Raw genomic sequence first — 18791 nt, forward strand, 5'->3', positions numbered from 1 at the left:
CACGACAATAGGTCGCCGTACGTCCGCTCGCCGCACGGTCGCCATGTCAGAATGATCCGTTCATGTCGCCTCCGGTTCGCCGGAGGCGACATTTTCAATCAGACTGAGCAAGACCAAGAAGGAGCGATCCCCTGAAAGCGCGTACTGCCCGCATCTGGTCGCTGATCCACAAATGGACCAGCCTTGTCTCGACCGTCTCTCTGCTGCTGCTGTGCCTCACGGGCCTGCCGTTGATCTTTCATCATGAGATCGACGAGGCGCTCGGCTATGCGCCGAAGATGGATGTGCATGTGCCCGGCGCGCCGAAGCTCAGCCTGGATGCCATCGGCCGCGCGGCGATCGCGGATCATCCCGGCAGTGTGTTGCTCTATATGGCCTGGGACAAGGACGAGCCCGGCATGGTCTCGACCTTCACCAACACGTCGGTGACCTCCGATCCGCAGACCACGGTGGTGAAGGCATTCGATGCCTATACGGCGAAGCCGGTGGGTCTGCTCGGCACCGGCCCGATGCTGGTGATGTTGCGGCTACACACCGACATGTATCTCGGTCTCCCCGGCAAATGGTTCATGGGCGTTATGGGTTTCCTCTTCATGATCGCCATCATCTCCGGCGTGGTGCTGTATTGGCCGTTCACGCGCCGGCTGAATTTCGCGGCGATCCGCAAACAAAAATCGCGCCGGGTGTTGTGGCTCGACTGGCACAATCTGCTCGGCGTGGTGACCATCGTGTGGGCGCTGGTGGTCGGCGGCACCGGTGTCATCAACGCCTATGCCGAAGTCATGCTCGGCATCTGGCAGCGTAATGAGCTGTCGGCCATGGCCGCACCCTATGCCGGCAAGCCGACACCGGCGCAGCTCGCGTCGCTGGACAAGGTCGTCGGCAATGCCATGAAGACGACGCCCGGCATGGATCCAGCCTTCATCGCATTCCCCGGCACGCCGTTCACATCGACGCATCACTTCGCCGTCTTTCTGCGCGGCGACACGCCTTTGACATCGCGGCTGGTGAAGCCGGTGCTGCTCGATGGCGAGACCGGCGAGGTGTCCGACACCAGTGAGCTGCCGACCTATCTGAAGGCCGTGCTGGTCTCGCAGCCGCTGCATTTCGGCGACTATGGCGGCATGCCGCTGAAGATCATCTGGGCGCTGCTCACCGTCTTCACGATCATCGTGCTCGGCAGCGGGCTGTATCTGTGGGCGGTGAAGCGCAGCAAGGTCAGGCGCGGCGCGCGGCTGTCTGCCGGCGCGACGGCAGCACTCGGGCGATCGTCATGAGCGAGGCGCCGCAGCACAGAGCGAGCGGGTGGCGCGTGTTTGGCGCGCCGATCGTCATTGGCGTCTTATCGCTGGCAGGCTTGCTGTCGGCGCTGCTCGCCGGCGATCCCGGCCGCTATTTTGCGTGGTTCGGCGTCGGGCTGCCGATCGCGATCGTGATGTGGGCGTATTGCCGAAAGTGACTGAGAAAGCAGGGCGGACAAGCGAGGCGTAATCCGCCGCTTCTCCGGCATCGTAATGCCAACGGCAGATTATGCCTTCAGCTAATCCGCCCTGGTATCCGAGGCTACCAGCGCCGATCCCAGTTATTGTTCCAGCCGTTATTCCATCCATTGTCCCAGTCGTTGGGCTGACCGCGCATCGCGCGGCTCTGGCCGCGGCGCTGGTCGCCATAGGCCAGCATCGGGTTCTGCATGCAGTCTCCGCGCTGGCCGCTCACGGTCGCCATGCACTGGTTATAGGAGGTGAACGTACAGCTTGGATTGAAGCCGGAGGCCGAGGTGCGCGAGCACCATGGATATTCGCGGGCCATGGAGGGCGTGGCGCCCATCACGACCAGAAGTGCAGCTGCTGCCAGGATTGAGCGCATGTCGATTCTCCCTTGAGGTCTGAAATCGATAATGCGCAGCTTACATCGCCGTTCCCGCCTGCGACAGCGGGTCATGATCACACCGGCATACCCAAGCTTCAAACCGCGGTGATGCGCATCAGTCCGTCAGTGTGGCTGCCATCGCATCGAGCGCTGCCCGTGCGGCCTCCGGCGCAATCTCGATTTGTAGCCCGCGCTGGCCGCCATTGAGATAGATCGTATTTTCCGACAATGCCGCCTGCTCCATGGCGACCGGCACGCGCTTCTTCTGTCCGAACGGGCTGATACCGCCGACGTGATAGCCGGTCATCCGTTCGGCATCGGCCGGGCGCATCATCTTTGCGCTCTTGCCGCGAAAGGCCGCGGCCAGCTTCTTCATGCTGACCTCCTTGTCGGAGGGCACGACGACGCAAACCGGCTTGCCATCCACCTCGGCCATCAGCGTCTTCAGCATGCGTTGCGGTGCAATACCGAGCGCCTCCGCTGCCTGCAGGCCGATGCTCTCGGCGTCGGGATCGTAGTCGTAGGTATGCAGGGTGAACGCGGCGCCGAGCTTGCTCAGCGTCTGCGTGGCGCGGGTGGTTTTCGACATGGAGTGCTCAAGCGGTGGTGAATTCAGACGACCTCGGTCACGGGCTGCATGTCGATAGCAAAACTTTCGAGGAATTTCGAGGTCATGATGTAGAAGCCGACTGACAACTGCAATTCCACCAGCGCGCCCGGCGTCAGCTTGGCTGCGATCGCCTTGAAGGTCGCGTCGGTTGGGCGATGCAGCGCGACGATCTCATCGGTGAAGGCCAGTGCCGCCCGCTGCACGTCGGTGAAGCAGCTCGCTGTCTGCCAGTTCTCCAGCGCGGCGTTCTGTTCGTCTGACACGCCCACATAGCCGCCGATGCGCTTGTGCGCGGCGACTTCATAGGGCGCCTCGCAGAGAATGCCGGTGCGGGTGATGGCCAGTTCGCGGATGACGGGATCGAGCTCGCCCTTGTTGCGGATGGCGCCGCCGAGCCGGCAATATTGTTCGAGGTAGCTGGGCGAATGCGCCATCATGCGGAAGATGTTGGCATTGCGGTTCTTGCCGAGGATCTCGCGGGTGCGTTCGCTGGCTGTGGCGGGGTCGCTGTAGTCGATGCGGGCCATGGGTCCTCCCTTGAGATCGCCGTCGCGCCCTCCTGATGGGGCGCGTTCGGGCGAATGGCCGTGCCGTTGTAGCCGAGCAGGGATAGCTCTGCCAGATCGCGATCGTCAGGCCCGCGTGTCGTATTCAACATTGCAGGCGCTTGTGCATAGTGGTCAAAGGGGGGCCCGTCATTCTGGCGGGGCCATGCGCCGGTCTCGATTCAATGACAAAAAGAGAAGACCCAAGGAACGTTTCGAGCGACTTTGCACCTCGCAAGACAGGTATTCGACTGTTCGTCCCCATCCTGGCGGGGGCACGGCTTGGCGAGCGCATGATTGCTTGCCTGGGCGCACTGCTGGGCATCGTGCTCACGGGATTGATCTGCCGATCTGTGCTGGGTGACAGCTCCAGCCTGCCGCTGATCGTGGCGCCGCTGGGCGCGTCCGCTGTTCTGCTCTTCGCGGTTCCCACCAGTCCGCTGGCCCAGCCTTGGGCGATCATCGGCGGTAACACCATCTCGGCTCTGATCGGTGTCGCTGTCGCGCATCTCATTCCCGATCAGATTCTGGCGATCGGCTTCGGCGTATCACTCGCCATCGCCGCGATGTCCTTTGCGCGCTGCCTGCATCCGCCCGGCGGCGCCACGGCGCTGACGGCGATCATCGGCGGGCCTGTCGTGACCGCGTCGGGATATCTGTTTCCATTCGTGCCTGTCGGCCTGAACTCGGTGCTTCTGGTCGGGCTCGGCTATCTGTTCCACAAGATCTCGCGGCGGACCTATCCTCACAGGGCGCCGGTGCCATTAGCAAATCCGCATCAGACATCGGACATCAGCCCGGAGCTCCGGGTTGGCTTTCGCGCCGAGGATATCGACAAGGCGCTGGAAGCGCTCAGTGAGACTTTTGATATCAGGCCCGACGATCTCGAAACGCTGCTGCGGCAGGTCGAACTGCAAGCCATGTTGCGCTCGCACGGCACAATCCTGTGCGGAGACATCATGTCGCGCGATGTCGTCACGGTCGGATTGCGGGATAGTGCTGAGCTGGCCCGCTCGCGGCTGCTCCTGCACAATGTCCGCACGCTTCCCGTCCTGGGCAAGCAGGGACAGCTCGTCGGAACGGTCGGCCTCCGCGAGCTGATGAAAGAATCGGGCGATGTCGGAAAATCCATGTCGCCCGCAGCGACGGCGACGGTGCAGACGCCCGCGGTGACCTTGCTGCCGACGCTGACCGATGGACGAACACACGCTGTCATTATCGTCGATCAGGACCGCATGATTCAGGGGCTGATCACCCAGACCGATTTGCTCAGCGCCGTCGCGAAGCTTGTTCCTGTTGCCGTGTAGGCGATTGTGCATCTGCAAGTCCGCGGACGGAATGAAGCTGCAATTCGGTTGAACAATCTGTAGCTGGAGATATGGTTCTCGCGCAGCGTTAAAACTCACAGCGAGGCCGTCATGCGATCTTCACGAATTCCCGTTCTGAAGCTTGTGCTCGGCCTGGGCATGTTCGCCGCCGCGTTTTGTAGTGAGGGCGTCATCGCAGAGGAGGGACGGGCCGTCGTGTGGCCGACCCAGGGCTGGCAGACATCGACGCCGGAAGAGCAGGGCGTCGATTCGGCAGCGCTCGCCGCACTGCTGGAGCTCGGAAGCCGCAACGATTTCGACAGCCTGCTGATCGTGCGTCATGGCAAGATCATTCTGGATGCCTACTACGCGCCTTACACTGCCGATCTGCCGCACGTGGTCAATTCCGTCACTAAGGCCGTCATCGGCACACTGACATCGATGGCGTTGCAGGATGGCCTCCTGAAGGGCACGGACCAGCGGATGCTGGCATTCTTCGGCGAGCGCAGTGCTGCTAACCCTGATGACAACAAGAAGGCGATCACGCTTCAAAGTCTGTTGGACATGACGTCCGGACTGGCGCGGGACGGCCGGGCCGGTGTCAACCGTTCATTGGAGTCGACGGCCGGCATGGAGCGGAGCCGGGACTGGATCCAGTACATTCTCGATCGTCCGATGGCTGCTTCGCCGGGAGAGGGCTTCAATTACGATAGTGGAAATGCACATCTGCTATCGGCCATCCTTGCCAAAGTGACCGGCATGAGTGCGGAGGATTACGCGAAAGCGAAGCTGTTCGGTCCGTTGGGCATCACGGCGTGGAAATGGCGGCGCGATCCGCAGGGCATCTCGACCGGCGGATACGGCCTGGCGCTGCATCCGCGCGACATGGCGAAATTCGGCTATCTGTATCTGCACAACGGGACGTGGGAGGGCAAACCGCTGGTGTCGCCCGGCTGGATCGACAGAGTGAGCCACGCCACGGTGGACATGAAGCTCTCCTTTGCGCCGGAGTTTCGCTATTCGAACTTCTTCTGGGCGCGACCTGACCGCAATGTCTATTGGGCGAGCGGGCTGCACTGTCAGCTTGTGATGGTCTATCCAGCACTGGACCTCGTTGCCGTGACGACCGGCCGAGACAATTGCCCGGTGACCGACATCGTGGACGCCATCCCAAAGGCTGTCAGGTCCGAGACGGCAATACAGCCGGACCCTGCCGGCACTGCGCGACTCGCAAGCGTTGTTCGCGCTATTTCAACCGAGGCACAGGTGGAAGTTAAGGACGCGCCTCCGATCGCCTCGGCGGTATCAGGCAAGACCTACGCCTTTCCGTCCAATCCTCTCGGTGTGAAGTCGCTGTCGCTGACATTCGTGGGCTCCCATCCACATTATGATTTCGAAATCTATAGTCGCAATCCCACGAGAGGGGCTGAGAAAATCAGTGGCCCTCTCGGGCTCGACGGACGGTATCGCAGAGGGACGCCAACGGCATTTGGGGTTATTGCAGTGAAGGGGAGGTGGCTCGACGAACATGCGTTCGAAATCGAGCGCAGGACCCTCGGCGAGGACGGCCGCCCGCGGACGTGGACGCTGTCATTCGATGGCGACAAGGTCGGTCTTCGCGGCAAGAACTATGAAGGTGTCGATGTCGCAGTCGACGGACAGTCGGGCGGTTGATCGCCGAAAGGCACGGGAAGCTCTTTGGCCTCCCGTGCATGTTGCGGCTCATACCGGCATGATGCCCGGTGCCTGACGCGGCCATTTGGCGATAACCTCAGGCGCGACGTTGAGATGTTGTGCGACGAGAGCCGGCGGCGTGTGCGTCAACCAGTCGGACAGCGACACTTCCTCGTAATGCGCCGCGCGGAACACCTCGATGAATTGCAGGTCGGTGTCGCCGGTGTTCTCGATATAATGGCCGAAGTTGCGTTTGACGTAGCCGACATCGCCCGGCGTGAAGTCGATGGTGGTGGCGTTCGGGCCGGAATTGAACAGGGTCATCCGCGCGCGGCCCGCAAGATAATACTGCCACTCGTCGGCATTCGGGTGCCAGTGCATCTCGCGCATGCCGCCGGGCTTGACCGTCACCAGCGCCACCGCGATCGTTGCCGAAGCGGTGAAGTTGCTGGTGTCGGCAATCCGGATCTCGCCGTTGCGTGTCGATTTGACCGGCTTGGACGATCCAAGCGAATAGGTGAACGGATAGAGCGCGACATCCGCGTCGCGATAGGACGAGGCCTGATCGGCCGCGAGCGGACCGGGCACCGTGCCCTGGAAGATCCAGAGATTTTGCAGCGGGATTTTCGCGAAGCTTTCGACCGGCACGCCGAAATTCTTGGCTAGGATTTCCGGCGGCGTATGCGCGATCCAGTCCGACAGCAGCAGCGTATTGAACTCGTTGGCCTGACCGTCATCGAAGCAGATCACGAATTCGCAGCCATCGGGGCCGAGGCCCTGGAGCGAATGCGGCGCGCCGGAGGGGAAGTACCAGAGGTCGCCCGCATTGACATCGGCGACATAAGGCCGACCCTGATTGTCGAGCACGGTCACGCGGCAAGTGCCATAGGTCATGATCGCCCATTCGCCGGCCTGGTGCCAATGCATCTCGCGGATGCCACCGGCGGTGAGCCGCATATTGACGCCGGAGATCGTGGTCGAGATCGCAAAGTCTGCTTGCGTCACCTGCCGTGCCCAGCCGCCGTTCTGGATGCGCCGCGGTGCATTGTTGAACGTCGCCCATGGCAGCGCCATGCCCCCGATATCGGTCGCCGGTGGCAATTGCGAGGATGGGAACTGGCCGGCGATGATGGGATTTTGCGGGCCGGGATCGCTCAGATTGTTCGGCCCTTTGGCATTGACCGCGCCCTGCGGCGGCAGATCCGGATTGCCGAATGTCGCGGCCTGTGCCGATGCTGCGGCGCTCATCACGATGCCCGATGCTGTTGCGGCCATGAGATCTCTCCGTGAGAACATGGGACGTCCTCCTGTTGCGACGCAGATCTGCGTCATGATTGTCGGATCGATGAAAGCGTTGCGCGCCGGGTACCCCCGACGCGCGCTGTTAAGGGGTAAGAGACAGCTCTACTTCTTGATGCCTGCGGCTGCGAGGATCAGGTCGGCGACTTCCTTCGGGTGCGACACCAGCGAGAGATGGCCGGCATTGAGTTCGATCGTCGTCGCATTCATGCGCTTGGCGAGGAAACGCTCGAGATCTGGATTGATCGTCTTGTCCTCTTTCGACACCGCATAGAATGATGGCTTGTCATGCCACGCGGCTGCGGTGGTGCGTCCTGCGAAGATCGATGCGGCGGTCGAGCCCTGCACGGCATAGAGCACTTCGGCCTGCTTGCGCGGAACGCCATTGGCGAAATATTTCAGGAACGAGTCTTCGGAGAGCTGGGTGTAGCCATCATGGGTCTGGATGCCGGCACGCACTTCACCCGTCGGAAACTTTCCGGACAGCGCGACGAAGTCCTCATTGGCGTCCGGCGCGCGGGCCGCGACATAGACCAGCGCCGAGACCTTCGGGTCGGTGCCGACGTCGCTGATCACGGTGCCGCCCCAGGAATGCGCGACGAGGACGGTCGGCCCATCCTGCAAGGCGAGCGCGCGGCGGGTCGCGGCATTGGAGTCGTCCAGCGAGCTCAGCGGATTTTGCACGGCCGTCACATGGAGGCCTGCCTTCTGCAACAGCGGAATGACTCCGGCCCAGCTCGATCCGTCGGCCCAGGCGCCGTGCACCAGAACCACGTTCTTGGCTTTCACGGGCGCTGCGGTTGCAGCCTGCGCCATCGGTGCCGTCAGCAGGCACATGGTCGCCATCAGCATCGCACGCAGCGTCATCTTGGAGAGGGAGTTCATCAGCATGGTATCACCATTCGGTTGCCCGGCGATTGTTTCGGCCGGAGGGACAAGGGAAGCATGGATGTTGCACTTGACGGGCTCGCGCCGGTCAGCTCGAACGGGAGCGGATCGGCATGACATTATCTGGTCTATGGGATGGCGAGGCCGCGGTGAATCGGACGGTGGTGTGCAGCCGGCATACCTAGGTTTATGGCTACGAATACGCAGGGCCCGCGCCGACTGTTACGTCGGCGACCCCAGCGGTAACGGAATGGTGAGGGCTACAGGATGATCGACTATGTCACCGTGGATGTGTTCACGGACCAGCGTTTCGGCGGCAACCCGCTGGCGGTCGTTCTGGATGCGCGTGGCATCGACGATGCGCTGCTGCAGAAGATCGCCACCGAGTTCAACTATTCAGAAACGACCTTCGTGTTTCCCCCGGATGATCCCGCGCATGCAGCACGCGTTCGCATTTTCACGCCGACCGATGAGATTCCGTTCGCCGGTCATCCCAATGTCGGCACTGCCTTCGTGCTCGGCCGTCAGGGCACGGCCTTCGGCAAGCCTGTCGGCGATCGCATGGTGTTCGAAGAGAAGGCGGGCCTCGTCCATCTCGATCTGTTGCGCGATGGTGGGGAGGTCATCGGCGCCGGCTTTGTCGCGCCGCAATCCGTTCAGATCGGTGACGCAGTCGATGTAGCGACGCTGGCCGGCTGCATCTCGCTGCCGCCGGATGCGGTCGTGTCACACACGCATCCGCCGCGCATCGTCTCCGTCGGCCTGCCTTTCGCTGTCGCTGAATTGTCGGGTCTCGATGCACTGGCCTCCGCGCGTCCGAATACATCTGCCTTTGAGGTAGCGGGAAAGACATACTGGCACCGCGACGATCGCTTCTCGGCCTTCATCTATGTCCGCACCGGCGACGGCATCGATCATCTGCGCGCCCGCATGTTCGCGCCGCTCAGCAACGTGCCCGAAGATCCGGCCACCGGCAGCGCCTCGGCGGCGTTCGCGGCCTATCTCGTCACGCTCGACCCGCGCCACGATGCGGTCTGTGGCATCACCATCGAGCAGGGCGTTGAGATGGGGCGCCGCAGCCTCATTGAGGTCGAGGTGCGGAAGCGTGATGGACATGGCGAGAGCGTTCGTATTTCCGGCCGTTGCGTGCCGGTGATGCAGGGCCGTATCGAGGTGTAAGCTGAATCACGCCCCGTCCGGCAGATCTCCCACCCGCCACAGGGCCAGCGACTTGTCGGCATAGTCGCCGCCAGCTTCCGTACAGCCTTCGTTGATCACGGCTAAGGGAGCAGGAAACAGGAACGGTGCGTACTGCAGATTGAGCACGCGCCAGTCACCGTCCTCGATATCGCGATTGGCTGATGCGTCGGGAAATGTCGTGGTCAGCAGCCAGCAGGTGCCGGAGCGTTTCAGATTGGCGATGGCGCGGTGGATGTTGGCGAATGACAGATGCACAAGGCAGTCGCGGCACAACACCAGATCGGCAGCGGGCAGCGTATCGCTGACGAGATCGAGTCGGGCAAAATCGATATGGCCTGCATTGCCATAGTGCGCGGCATTGGCTGCCACGATATCCGGAACGATATCGGCGCCGAGATAGCGGATACCGCCGAGGTCCATCTGCGCCATCCAGGTGAAATCGCCGCAGGGCAGATCGAGGATCGATTGCACCCGCAATCGCCGCAGCAATTGCGTGAGGTCGCGGCGGAGTGACATTGTTGCGTCGAGTTCGGAGCCGAGGCCGGATTGCGATTTTTCAGCGCCCCACAGATTGGTGCGATAGATCAGCTCGAAACGCGTGGTGAGATCGAGCCCGTCGAATTCGCAGCGCCGCTCGGCGAAGCGAATTTCGGCCAGAACCGGTGTGCGTCGCCTCGATCTGTCCATTAGCGTGCCCGCTGCAGCAACGGTAAATCAGAGTTCCGTAGCCAGCTTCGATCTGAAGTTCAGCGTTGTAAATGCTCGTTAAACACGCTCTGGAATCATTGTTCTTGTAATTCGGCTGAAATCATCTATATTGCAGTTATTCGAATATATGCTCTGGCTTGTTGACCGCGCCGTAATCGGCTCCATTCCCCAAGACATCGTTGAAATCGGATCGGGCTCACGCGATGTCGCGTAGGGCTCGCGCATTCGCACATCTTGGAGAATAGTTATGGCAGTCGGTACAGTTAAGTGGTTCAACGCGACCAAGGGTTTCGGTTTCATTCAGCCTGATGACGGCGGCCAGGATGTGTTCGTTCACATCAGTGCAGTCGAGCGCGCTGGATTGGGTTCGCTCAATGAAGGCCAGAAGGTTTCTTTCGAAGCCAAGGCTGACAAGATGCGCGGCAAGACCAGCGCGGAAGATCTCCGCGCGATCTGAGCTTGAAGGTCCTGAAATTTCCACGGATGTACTGGGATTTCTCGACCGACAAGTTTTGCGTCGTCTGATAGATTTGAAATGACTGAAGCCCGCCGGTGATCATCACCGGCGGGCTTCATGCTATACGCATTGACCATACGCCTGATTTCAGCGTCCGATTTGAGGGATCGATCAAGATGATTGAACGTCTGGATACGCTCAAGGCGGCGCGTATGCGCATGATCGAGGAACGTGATGCGCACGCAAAAGTGCTGGCGGCGCCCTTCAATCGCGATAATGCGGAACGGGCTCGCATGAAGTTTGTCGAAATGCAGAACGTGGTCGACGCGATCGATCGTGCCATCCTGGGCGAGCAATCCGTCCAGTAGCGCCGGCGCTAGCCGATCAGCGCGCGCAGTTCCGCGATCATCTTCGTCGTCTCGAACGGCTTGCCGAAGAAGCGGCTGTCGTCGGGCAGATCGTTCTTGGCGACCTGCAAATGGCCGGAAACGATCACGATCTTGATCGGTGGCCAGCGGTTACGTACCGCGTGGGCCAGTTTCAACCCGTCCATGCTTCCAGGCATCTGTACGTCGGTGAACAGCAGAACGATGTCGTCGCGCGTTTCCAGAATTCGCACGGCCTCGTCGGCATTATTGGCCTCGATGGCGAAGAACCCGGCTTCCTCGACGATGTCGGCGGCGTGAATACGGAGCAGAGGCTCGTCCTCGACGATGAGGACGGCGGGCCGCTGCACGTCACCTGCATTAAGTTCTTGGAGTGATGCCATAAAAATTGGTGTCACCTTTCGTCGGGCACCGAAGCCAGATCGCTCAATCTGGTTTCGAACCGACATGTGAGCCCTTCGGGCAAAAATTCGATTTTGACGGAACTGCCGAAGTCGGCTGACAGCGTGCCTTCGATCAGTCGCGAGCCAAATCCACGTCGCGTCGGCGGTGCGACGACGGGGCCGCCGGATTCGCGCCACGCGAAACCTAACGCCGGCCCGTCGCTGCCGGTGTGACAAGCCCAGTCGATAGTGATCGTTCCGTCCGGAACGGATAATGCACCATACTTTGTGGCGTTGGTTGCGAGTTCATGCAGCGCGAGCGCCAGCGACAGTGCCTGTTTGGCCGTCAGTTCCACCTCGGGACCCGAGACGCGAATACGCTTTTCGCCCGTTCGATGCGGCGCCAGCGCGCCAGCGATCACCGTGGGCATCGACGCGCTGGTCCAGCTCGATTGCGTGAGGATGTCATGCGCCTGGTTGAGCGCGGCCAGACGTGCATCGAAGATCGTGCGCGCATCTTCCTTGGTCGCGGCAGTCCGGAACGTCTGACTGGCGATGGCGCCGACCATGGCCATGGTATTCTTCATGCGGTGCTCGAGTTCGCGCGTCAGCAATTGCTGTTGCGCTTCGGCGCGCTTCAGCTTGCCGATATCGCGAATGGTTCCAATGAAGCGACTGACTTCGCCGTTCTCGAATTCCGCACGGCCCTTGGCCGAGCACCAGCGCTCGATGCCGTCATCGAGGCCGATGGTGCGGTATTCGATGTCATAGGCCTGCGGTCCGTCCAGCTTCATGGCGTCCAGGCACGCCTTCTCCGTGACGTCGCGATCGTCGGGATGAAGCCCTTGCAGGAAGACGTCGAACGAGATCGGCTTGCCGAAGGTGAGGCCGAACAATTCGTAGCAGCGCCGGTCCCATTGTAGCACGCCGGTACGCGGGTCGAGATCCCAGGTTCCAGTGTCGGCGGCGTCGAGTGCAAGTCGTAGCTGGCTTTCGCTTGCCTGCAGCGCCACATCCACGGCACGCGATGCAGTGATATCACGCGACACCGAAAGCAGCTGATGCGGTTTCCCATCGGGGCCGGGAATGGCAGTGACGGTGACATCCCACCATTTCGGCGTGCCGGCCATTGTGGTGGCGAAACCCTGGAAGTGTCCGGTACGCCCAAGCTGAGCGGCTCTTACAGCCGCCTTGGCGTCGATATTGCCCTGATCCTGCCAGAAGTCAGGCCATGGGCGGCCTTCGATCGCGCCGAAATCCGTGACCTCCATGATGCGCTGGCCGCCCTCGGTCATGAAGATGAGGTTGCCGTCGAAATCGAGAACCTTGATGCAGTCGCCCGATGCTGCGAGCAAACTTCGCAAGAATGAATTGGCGTCCTGAATAGGCCTTAACGATTGATCCACGAATACCCCGGGAGCTGCGGCTCCGATCGCAAAAATACGCTGCAATGAAATACGGCCGCAAACAGATACGGTTGCGGATGTACGCTAACAGGTCTTCGAGCAAACGTGCCAGACCAGACCGGGTTCCGGCTCAATCGCGGCGCTGCCGCGTGCGTCGATTTATGCTGAGGTCGATATAGCCTCCGCCGCGCTGCCGTCGTGCCAGAGCCACGCGCTGACCGCGCCGCTGCGGCCGCGGATCTGGACTTCGGTCGGGCCGCTCAGCGCCCCCGTCGCGCGCACCGCACAGTCCGCTCCCGCGGCGCGCAGCAGGTCGTCGCTCAGGGCCACCTTGGCGCCGTGGCTCGCGGCGACCTCCATGAGCCGGCTGGCGACATTGACGGTATCGCCGGTCGCGGTGATGTGCTGGTAGCTGGCGCCGCCGAGACGCGATGCGACGATATCGCCGAAATGTGCGCCGATCTTGAATCCGATCTGGCTGGCGATCTCAGGCGGAAGACCGGCGATCCATGTGCCGGTGCGCGTCGTCAGTTCGATACAGCAGCGCACGGCACGGGCGGCATCGTCATCGGCGACCACAGGCAATCCGAACAGGATCATCGCGCCGTCGCCCATGAAGGTTGTCACCACACCGCCATGGGCGAGGGTCACCTGATCGATCATGGCGTGGAAGGACTTCAGCAATTCGCGCACCGCATCTGGGTCGCGTGTCTCACTGAGCGCGGTGAAGCGCGAGATATCGATGAAGATAACGGCGGCATGCTGATGCACCGGCTGCAACAGATAGTCCGGATCCTTGATCAGCCATTCGCGCAGGCCCGGCGCCTGGAACTGGCGCAGCAGATCGCTGCGGGCGGCGAAATGCTGCACGCTGCGCCGGCTGCTCCAGATCTGCAGCGCGCCGAACGCCATGGCCGGCGGCACAGCCGCGGCCAGCGGCAATGCAGCGCTCATCCAGATGCCATGGGCATAGGCGACGGTGTTGATCACGGCCCACAATGCGACGACGGCGACAATCGCAATGAGGCCGATGGCATTGCGCCGCCAGGCGAGCAGGGCGATGCACAGCATCGCCAGGACGATCGCAAAGCCGGCATCGAACAGCCGTATGGAGGTGTTGCGTAGCAAGGTGTCCTTGGCGAGCAGATGCGTGATTGCGGTGGACACGACCTCGACGCCGGGCATCACCGGATCGAACGGCGTCGAGAAGAAATCGCCGCCGCCGCTGACGGTGACGCCGATGGCGACGACGCGATCCTCGACATCGGCGCGGCGGAGTTTGCCCGCCAGAACCTCCGATGCGCTGATCGTCCTGATCGTGCCGCGCGGCCCATAGAAAGACATCGGCAACAAATGGCCGACATCGGTCGGGACATGGGTGCCGGCGAGGGAGAAATTATACTCGCCAATCTGGGCATCGTCGCGTGAGGCGGCGGATGCGACGCGCAGCGGCATCGACACCATCACGCGGTCGGCCGAGCGCATCAGCATCGGCATCGAGCGCGGCACGCCGCTGCTGTCGGTGTTGAGATTGACCACGCCGACCGTGGCCTGATCGGCGAAGATTTTCAGCGGCAGTAGAAATCCCGACGCCACCGGCAGATCCGCAAGCGGCCCGGACTCCTTGGTGGCTACGGTCTGTTTGGACTCGCTGAACAACGCCGCCGCGGCGATGACGGTGTTGGTCTTGCCGAGTGCCTGCGCCAGTGCGGCATCGCTCTCTGCTGCGCCGGCATCGACCAGCAGCAGATCGAGAGCGAGCACTTTCGGTTTGTAGCGTGCGATTTCCTCGATGATCGTCGTCAGCGTGGCGCGGGGCAGCGGATAGCTGCCTTGTTCGCGTGCGACCCGATCGTCGATGGCGATGATGGTGACGAGATCGGGCGGTTTCTTCACGCCGCGGATCTGGATGCGCAGGTCGGTCAGCGTCGCCTCTAACCGGTCGAGAAAGCCGACATCGCCGCGGTTGTGACCAAAGGCCAGTGCTGCCGCCCACACGCCCGCAAGGACCATGGCGAGCGGTGTCTGCAATCTGCTGGCCTTCATCATCGTCGCGTATCCAGGCCTCTTTAACGTCCAAGCCTTGCTAACGACCAAGCCTTGCCATCAATGCGGCGACGCGCGGCGCGGGCCAACGCTTGATGTCGAGTGGTGTCGCTGATGCATCGACATCGACGCCTTCACCGGGGCCGAGGCTCACGCTGCCGGGGCCGGTCACACGCCTGACGCCGACACGACCGGTCTCGACGAAGACGGAGGTCTTGCTGCCCTCGGCGTCCACCGCCCATTTGGTGCCACGCACGGCGGCGATTGCTTGCGGTGTCATCACCTCGAAGGTTTTGCCGGCCTTCTGTTTGGGGGCCTCGATGAAAATGGCCTTGCTGTGCAGGTCGACGCCGTCGACACGGCCGTTGCGGTCGCGATCGAGCAGCGTGAAACGCGCGCCGTTTTCAGCAATGATCGTCACGCCGCCGCAGTGCAGGGTTTGTGGGCCGCCGACCGGTTGGCTCGATGTGCAGCCGGGGCCGGCCTGCTGCGCCGATGCAGCACTGCCATACAGGCACGCCGCAGCGACGATGGCCGCCGCCAGCCTGATTGAATGGGTCATGTTGGTTACTCCTGAACGCCACATCGGTAAGGCGGGCGGCGGGCGATTCCGTTCAACGTCTGCGGGCGAGCGGCGTGATTAACGCTCGGAGGTACCCATATAGGGCGACGCAGCGGCACAACGAGGGCAGATCCAACCGGTACGGCCGATCTCACGACCATGTGAGATTGAGAGGCATTCTCAGTAATCGGGCCGCGAGCGCTGCCGCAATCTCGCCACATCGCCCCGGATTTTCAGGGGATATCAAAGGTTTGCATGAGGCTAACGAGGCCATTTTCGGGGCGTTCGTGCTTGTTTTCCCCCCGCGCTTCCTTTATTCCCGTTTTGCATCGCAGACAGCGTCCTGGAAGACTTGGGTAACCAAGATCATTGGCCGCGTTTAGGCGGATGCCTGGGCGTGATCCGGCAAACGGCAGACCGTTTTCCGCGCTGATCACGCTTCGACGCGTGTATTTTCAGAGGACTAGCGCCAAATGGCCAATGTTGTCGTCGTCGGCGCCCAGTGGGGCGACGAGGGTAAGGGCAAGATCGTTGACTGGTTGTCGGATCAGGCTGATGTCGTCGCCCGCTATCAGGGCGGCCACAATGCCGGTCATACGCTGGTCATCAACGGCCAGACCTACAAGCTGGCGCTGCTGCCGTCCGGCGTCGTGCGCCAGTCCAAGCTCTCGGTGATCGGCAATGGCGTGGTGTTCGACCCGCAGGCCTTTGTCGATGAAGTTGCCAAGCTCCGCGGCCAGGGCGTCGATGTCGGCCCGCACAATCTGCGCGTTGCCGAAAACGTCACGCTGATCCTGCCGCTGCACCGCGAGCTCGATGCGCTCAGAGAGAATGCCAACAAGGCAACCGCCATCGGCACCACCCAGCGTGGTATCGGCCCGGCCTATGAAGACAAGGTCGGCCGCCGCGCCATTCGTCTGATGGATCTCGCCGATCTCGCCACGCTGCCGCACAAGGTCGATCGTCTGCTGACGCATCACAATGCGCTGCGCCGCGGTCTCGGCCTCGCAGAATTCAACACGGCTGACATCGTGAAGGAGCTCTCCGCATTCGCGCCGGTGCTGTTGCCCTACGCTGAGGCCGTCTGGCGGCTGCTGGACAGCAAGCGCCGCGAAGGCAAGCGGATCCTGTTCGAAGGTGCGCAGGGCGCGCTGCTCGATGTCGATCACGGCACCTATCCCTATGTCACCTCGTCCAACACCGTGGCGGCGCAGGCTGCGACCGGCACCGGCATGGGCCCGGGCGCAGTCGGCTATGTGCTCGGCATCTGCAAGGCCTACACCACGCGCGTCGGCCAGGGTCCGTTCCCGACCGAACTGCTCAACGAGATCGGCGAAGAGATCGGCCGCCGCGGCAAGGAATTCGGCGTCAATACCGGGCGCAAGCGTCGCTGCGGCTGGTTCGATGCGGTGCTGGTGCGACAGACTGTCCGCACCTGCGGCATCAATGGCCTGGCGCTGACCAAGCTCGACATCCTCGACGGCTTCGACACCATCGAGGTTTGCGTCGGCTACAAGCTCGACGGCAAGGAAATCGACTATCTGCCGGCCGGTGAAGGCGCCCAGGCCCGGATCGAGCCGATCTACGAGACCATCGAGGGTTGGAAAGAGCCGACCGCGAACGCCCGCTCCTGGGCCGATCTGCCGGCACAGGCGATTAAATACGTGCGCCGGATCGAGGAACTGGTGGGCTGTCCGATTGCTTTGCTTTCCACGAGCCCGGAACGCGAAGATACTATTCTGGTGCAAAACCCGTTCGAGGCTTAACGGACTGTTACCGGATAGCCTCCAAATTGATGCACCCGCAACATTGAGTCGAGATGGCTGATTACTACCCGTTGATCGCCCGTGCCATCGCCGGACTGGACCCCAGTGCTCCCGGTGAGCAGCGGCGCGCGCTCTATGAGCGCGCCCGCACGGCTCTGATTGCCCAGTTGCGCAGTGTCGAGCCGCCCCTCAGCGAGTCAGAGATCACTAGGGAGCGACTGTCGCTCGAAGAGGCCGTCCGCAAGGTCGAATCCGAAGCGGCCCAGCGCGCTCGCGATGCGTCGCGGCCTGCGGGGGCTGGAACGACGGGCGACGGCAAGCCGCGCGCCGGCGATGCTTTCCGCAATGCCGGGCCGCGGGCCGGTGCCACGCCGGCCGAGCCGTCGCCGCGCGGCCGCCAGCCGATTACGCCGACGCCGGCGTCTCCCCGCGGGCCGGAAGAGCCGCGCCCGCCGCGCACCTTGCGCGTCGATCCGCCGCCGATTCCAAAGCAGCAGTCGCCCAATGCCGGTGCGCAGGATCCGAACGGTCCGCCAACCCGCGAACGATCAGGCACGCCGCGCCGCTTCGAAAACAATCCGGCGGCACCCCCGCCGGCCCGCAACGACCGCGGCGACCAGGGCGATGCCGCCATGCGCGGGTTCCGCGACGTCACCGCCGATGTCGACGATCTCGGCCGTGCCGCCGCCCAGGCCAACCGCGCCGCGCGCAAGACCTACGCCAACGTGCCGTCGCCGACGCCGGAATTCGATCGTCTCGAACCCAGCATGGAAGCGCGGAGCGAGGCGTTCGGCTACGACGAGACGGCTTACGACGACCAGGACGGCGACGAGTCGCAGGTGCCGCCGTCGCGCATCAAGGATTCCAAGGGCAAGAAGGCGAAGCCGCCCAAGCCTCCGAAGCCGAAGCGCGTCAGCGGCGGTTTCCCGTTCAAGACCGCGCTTCTCATCGGCATCGTGATGATCCTGATCGGCGCCGTGATTCTGGGATGGCCGACGATCAACAAAATGGTGCGCGGTTTCGCCGGCGGTTCGGCGCCCGTCGTCACCGACAACAAGGATGCGCCGCTGGCGCCGCGGCCGAAAATCGCCGATCGCGTCGGTCAGCCGTCGTCGTCGGATCAGATCGCGCCGGTCGCGCAGCGCGTCGTTCTGTATGACGAGGATCCGGCCGAGCCGAAGGGCCGGCAATATGTCGGCACGGTGGTCTGGCGCACCGAGCAGATCAAGGGCACCGGCGGCAAGCCCGGTGACATCGCCGTGCGCGCGGACATCGAGATTCCGGAACGCAAGTTCAAGATGACCATGTCGTTCCGCCGCAACACCGACACGTCGCTGCCGGCCAGCCACACGGCCGAACTCACTTTCGTTCTGCCGCCCGATTTCGCCGGCGGCGGCATCGCCAATGTCCCGGGCGTGCTGATGAAGTCGAACGAGCAGGCGAGGGGCACGCCACTGGCGGGCCTCGCGGTCAAGGTCACCGACGGTTTCTTCCTGGTCGGTCTCAGCAATGTCGAAAGCGATCGCGCGCGCAACCTGCAGCTCCTGAAGGAGCGGTCATGGTTCGATATCCCGCTGGTCTATGCCAACCAGCGCCGCGCCATCATCGCTATCGAGAAGGGCTCGCCCGGCGAGCGTGCCTTCAACGACGCCTTCGCGGCCTGGGGCGAGTAACAGATCAAGCGC

General features: G+C 62.7%; 19 protein-coding genes. 9 read left to right on the plus strand and 10 right to left on the minus strand.

The window, feature by feature from the left end; all coding sequences use genetic code 11:
- The first annotated feature begins 164 nt into the window (after window positions 1-164).
- Window positions 165-1277, plus strand: coding sequence for a PepSY-associated TM helix domain-containing protein (locus tag AB8B20_RS27145; RefSeq protein WP_441253344.1), 1113 nt, complete (start codon window positions 165-167; stop codon window positions 1275-1277).
- Entirely contained in the window at window positions 1274-1459 is a 186-nt protein-coding gene (locus AB8B20_RS27150) for a hypothetical protein (protein WP_439073960.1), read from the plus strand. The genes AB8B20_RS27145 and AB8B20_RS27150 overlap by 4 nt, the downstream gene beginning before the upstream one ends.
- A 104-nt stretch (window positions 1460-1563) precedes the next feature.
- On the opposite strand, the gene AB8B20_RS27155 is transcribed toward AB8B20_RS27150, so the two are convergent.
- From AB8B20_RS27155 to AB8B20_RS27165, 3 genes are all read right to left on the minus strand, one after another.
- Entirely contained in the window at window positions 1564-1866 is a 303-nt protein-coding gene (locus AB8B20_RS27155) for a DUF3551 domain-containing protein (protein ID WP_439073959.1), read from the minus strand.
- 118 nt (window positions 1867-1984) lie between these two features.
- Window positions 1985-2458, minus strand: a complete 474-nt coding sequence (gene ybaK / locus AB8B20_RS27160; protein WP_439073958.1) for a Cys-tRNA(Pro) deacylase — start codon at window positions 2456-2458, stop codon at window positions 1985-1987.
- A 23-nt stretch (window positions 2459-2481) separates the two neighbouring features.
- Window positions 2482-3006: a carboxymuconolactone decarboxylase family protein gene (locus AB8B20_RS27165; RefSeq protein ID WP_439073957.1), complete on the minus strand. Its 525-nt coding sequence runs from the start codon at window positions 3004-3006 to the stop codon at window positions 2482-2484.
- A gap of 203 nt (window positions 3007-3209) precedes the next feature.
- On the opposite strand from AB8B20_RS27165, the gene AB8B20_RS27170 reads away from it, so the two are divergent.
- Together AB8B20_RS27170 and AB8B20_RS27175 are read left to right on the plus strand one after the other, a co-directional pair.
- Window positions 3210-4331, plus strand: coding sequence for an HPP family protein (locus tag AB8B20_RS27170; RefSeq protein WP_439073956.1), 1122 nt, complete (start codon window positions 3210-3212; stop codon window positions 4329-4331).
- 111 nt (window positions 4332-4442) lie between these two features.
- Window positions 4443-6005, plus strand: a complete 1563-nt coding sequence (locus tag AB8B20_RS27175; RefSeq protein ID WP_439073955.1) for a serine hydrolase domain-containing protein — start codon at window positions 4443-4445, stop codon at window positions 6003-6005.
- Window positions 6006-6053: 48 nt separating this feature from the next.
- Here the strand turns inward: AB8B20_RS27175 and AB8B20_RS27180 are convergent, their stop codons facing one another.
- The gene (locus AB8B20_RS27180; protein WP_439073954.1) at window positions 6054-7301 is read right to left on the minus strand and encodes a cupin domain-containing protein; all 1248 of its coding nucleotides are present in this window, start codon (window positions 7299-7301) and stop codon (window positions 6054-6056) included.
- Between the two features lie 108 nt (window positions 7302-7409).
- Window positions 7410-8171 carry an alpha/beta fold hydrolase gene (locus AB8B20_RS27185; RefSeq protein WP_439074074.1) on the minus strand — a complete coding sequence of 254 codons (762 nt, stop codon included), beginning with the start codon at window positions 8169-8171 and terminating at the stop codon, window positions 7410-7412.
- A 288-nt stretch (window positions 8172-8459) separates the two neighbouring features.
- Between AB8B20_RS27185 and AB8B20_RS27190 the strand changes: the two genes are divergently transcribed.
- Entirely contained in the window at window positions 8460-9371 is a 912-nt protein-coding gene (locus AB8B20_RS27190; protein WP_439073953.1) for a PhzF family phenazine biosynthesis protein, read from the plus strand.
- Between the two features lie 6 nt (window positions 9372-9377).
- Here the strand turns inward: AB8B20_RS27190 and AB8B20_RS27195 are convergent, their stop codons facing one another.
- Window positions 9378-10079, minus strand: coding sequence for a class I SAM-dependent methyltransferase (locus tag AB8B20_RS27195; protein ID WP_439073952.1), 702 nt, complete (start codon window positions 10077-10079; stop codon window positions 9378-9380).
- A gap of 268 nt (window positions 10080-10347) precedes the next feature.
- Here AB8B20_RS27195 and AB8B20_RS27200 point away from each other — a divergent pair, with 268 nt between their 5' ends.
- A complete protein-coding gene (locus tag AB8B20_RS27200; RefSeq protein WP_068731259.1) occupies window positions 10348-10557 on the plus strand; it encodes a cold-shock protein in 210 nt (69 codons plus the stop codon).
- A 95-nt stretch (window positions 10558-10652) separates the two neighbouring features.
- Complete coding sequence (locus AB8B20_RS27205; protein WP_439073951.1) at window positions 10653-10925, plus strand: hypothetical protein; 273 nt, start codon at window positions 10653-10655, stop codon at window positions 10923-10925.
- A gap of 8 nt (window positions 10926-10933) precedes the next feature.
- Here the strand turns inward: AB8B20_RS27205 and AB8B20_RS27210 are convergent, their stop codons facing one another.
- The 4 genes from AB8B20_RS27210 to AB8B20_RS27225 all read right to left on the minus strand — a co-directional run bounded on the left by AB8B20_RS27210 (window position 10934) and on the right by AB8B20_RS27225 (window position 15340).
- On the minus strand, window positions 10934-11293 hold the full coding sequence (locus tag AB8B20_RS27210; RefSeq protein ID WP_089263577.1) for a response regulator: 360 nt from the start codon (window positions 11291-11293) through the stop codon (window positions 10934-10936).
- 44 nt (window positions 11294-11337) lie between these two features.
- The gene (locus AB8B20_RS27215) at window positions 11338-12690 is read right to left on the minus strand and encodes a sensor histidine kinase (RefSeq protein WP_439073949.1); all 1353 of its coding nucleotides are present in this window, start codon (window positions 12688-12690) and stop codon (window positions 11338-11340) included.
- A gap of 201 nt (window positions 12691-12891) precedes the next feature.
- A complete protein-coding gene (locus tag AB8B20_RS27220; RefSeq protein ID WP_439073948.1) occupies window positions 12892-14781 on the minus strand; it encodes a CHASE2 domain-containing protein in 1890 nt (629 codons plus the stop codon).
- A 37-nt stretch (window positions 14782-14818) separates the two neighbouring features.
- Window positions 14819-15340, minus strand: coding sequence for a FecR domain-containing protein (locus AB8B20_RS27225; RefSeq protein WP_439073947.1), 522 nt, complete (start codon window positions 15338-15340; stop codon window positions 14819-14821).
- Window positions 15341-15813: 473 nt separating this feature from the next.
- On the opposite strand from AB8B20_RS27225, the gene AB8B20_RS27230 reads away from it, so the two are divergent.
- Window positions 15814-17106: an adenylosuccinate synthase gene (locus tag AB8B20_RS27230; protein WP_089261652.1), complete on the plus strand. Its 1293-nt coding sequence runs from the start codon at window positions 15814-15816 to the stop codon at window positions 17104-17106.
- Between the two features lie 53 nt (window positions 17107-17159).
- Window positions 17160-18779, plus strand: coding sequence for a hypothetical protein (locus AB8B20_RS27235; RefSeq protein WP_439062984.1), 1620 nt, complete (start codon window positions 17160-17162; stop codon window positions 18777-18779).
- The last annotated feature ends 12 nt before the right edge of the window (window positions 18780-18791 follow it).

Origin of the sequence: Tardiphaga sp. 866_E4_N1_4, assembly GCF_052076075.1 — a bacterium.
In the GTDB taxonomy this organism is placed as follows: Bacteria; Pseudomonadota; Alphaproteobacteria; order Rhizobiales; family Xanthobacteraceae; genus Tardiphaga; species Tardiphaga robiniae.

Excerpts from the sequence above, each read along its gene's own strand:
- AB8B20_RS27235 (WP_439062984.1), top strand. The coding sequence starts at position 17,160 with ATGGCTGATTACTACCCGTTGATCGCCCGTGCCATCGCCGGACTGGAC.
- AB8B20_RS27200 (WP_068731259.1), top strand. The coding sequence starts at position 10,348 with ATGGCAGTCGGTACAGTTAAGTGGTTCAACGCGACCAAGGGTTTCGGT.
- AB8B20_RS27190 (WP_439073953.1), top strand. The coding sequence starts at position 8,460 with ATGATCGACTATGTCACCGTGGATGTGTTCACGGACCAGCGTTTCGGC.
- AB8B20_RS27150 (WP_439073960.1), top strand. The coding sequence starts at position 1,274 with ATGAGCGAGGCGCCGCAGCACAGAGCGAGCGGGTGGCGCGTGTTTGGC.
- AB8B20_RS27195 (WP_439073952.1), bottom strand. The coding sequence starts at position 10,079 with ATGGACAGATCGAGGCGACGCACACCGGTTCTGGCCGAAATTCGCTTC.
- AB8B20_RS27180 (WP_439073954.1), bottom strand. The coding sequence starts at position 7,301 with ATGTTCTCACGGAGAGATCTCATGGCCGCAACAGCATCGGGCATCGTG.
- ybaK (WP_439073958.1), bottom strand. The coding sequence starts at position 2,458 with ATGTCGAAAACCACCCGCGCCACGCAGACGCTGAGCAAGCTCGGCGCC.
- AB8B20_RS27230 (WP_089261652.1), top strand. The coding sequence starts at position 15,814 with ATGGCCAATGTTGTCGTCGTCGGCGCCCAGTGGGGCGACGAGGGTAAG.
- AB8B20_RS27170 (WP_439073956.1), top strand. The coding sequence starts at position 3,210 with ATGACAAAAAGAGAAGACCCAAGGAACGTTTCGAGCGACTTTGCACCT.
- AB8B20_RS27220 (WP_439073948.1), bottom strand. The coding sequence starts at position 14,781 with ATGATGAAGGCCAGCAGATTGCAGACACCGCTCGCCATGGTCCTTGCG.
- AB8B20_RS27175 (WP_439073955.1), top strand. The coding sequence starts at position 4,443 with ATGCGATCTTCACGAATTCCCGTTCTGAAGCTTGTGCTCGGCCTGGGC.
- AB8B20_RS27185 (WP_439074074.1), bottom strand. The coding sequence starts at position 8,171 with ATGACGCTGCGTGCGATGCTGATGGCGACCATGTGCCTGCTGACGGCA.
- AB8B20_RS27155 (WP_439073959.1), bottom strand. The coding sequence starts at position 1,866 with ATGCGCTCAATCCTGGCAGCAGCTGCACTTCTGGTCGTGATGGGCGCC.
- AB8B20_RS27165 (WP_439073957.1), bottom strand. The coding sequence starts at position 3,006 with ATGGCCCGCATCGACTACAGCGACCCCGCCACAGCCAGCGAACGCACC.
- AB8B20_RS27225 (WP_439073947.1), bottom strand. The coding sequence starts at position 15,340 with ATGACCCATTCAATCAGGCTGGCGGCGGCCATCGTCGCTGCGGCGTGC.